This window comes from Streptosporangium heterodermiicola, from assembly GCF_051390675.1.
In the GTDB taxonomy this organism is placed as follows: Bacteria; Actinomycetota; Actinomycetes; order Streptosporangiales; family Streptosporangiaceae; genus Streptosporangium.
Genome location: NZ_JBPJSR010000094.1, coordinates 1 through 611, shown reverse-complemented (window position 1 = coordinate 611; position 611 = coordinate 1). Strand labels below are relative to the sequence as shown.

The window sequence follows — 611 nt, the reverse complement described above, 5'->3', positions numbered from 1 at the left end:
CGGCATGTTCATCGAGTTCTCCCGGCAGCGAGGCCTGTCGGTGGACGGGCGCTGCAAGGCGTTCTCCGCGTCGGCGGACGGCACAGGCTGGGGTGAGGGTGTAGGCATGCTGCTCGTCGAGCGGCTGTCGGACGCTCGACGCAATGGTCACCAGGTCCTCGCCGTCATGCGCGGCAGCGCGATCAACCAGGACGGCGCGAGCAACGGCCTCACCGCCCCGAACGGTCCGGCGCAGCAGCGGGTGATCCGCCAGGCGCTGGCGAACGCCGGACTGTCGACCGCGGACATCGACGCCGTGGAGGCGCACGGTACGGGTACCACCCTCGGCGACCCGATCGAGGCCCAGGCCATCCTGGCCACGTACGGCCAGGACCGTCCGGAGGACCGGCCACTCCGGCTCGGGTCGCTGAAGTCCAACATCGGTCACACCCAGGCCGCCGCCGGTGTCGGTGGCGTCATCAAGATGGTGATGGCCCTTCGCCACGAACTCCTCCCCAAGACCCTGCACGTGGACGAGCCGAGCCCGCACGTGGACTGGTCGGCCGGTGCGGTGGAACTGCTCACCGAGCCCGTGCCCTGGCAGGAGAACGGGCACGCCCGTCGCGCGGCCA

Annotated in this window: 1 protein-coding gene; it reads left to right on the top strand. The window is 70.9% G+C overall.

The genetic code is table 11. From position 1 onward, the window contains the following. Nucleotides 1–611, top strand: a 611-nt coding sequence (locus tag ACSC1Q_RS43035) for a beta-ketoacyl synthase N-terminal-like domain-containing protein (protein ID WP_436764519.1), incomplete at both ends; no start/stop codon positions are given.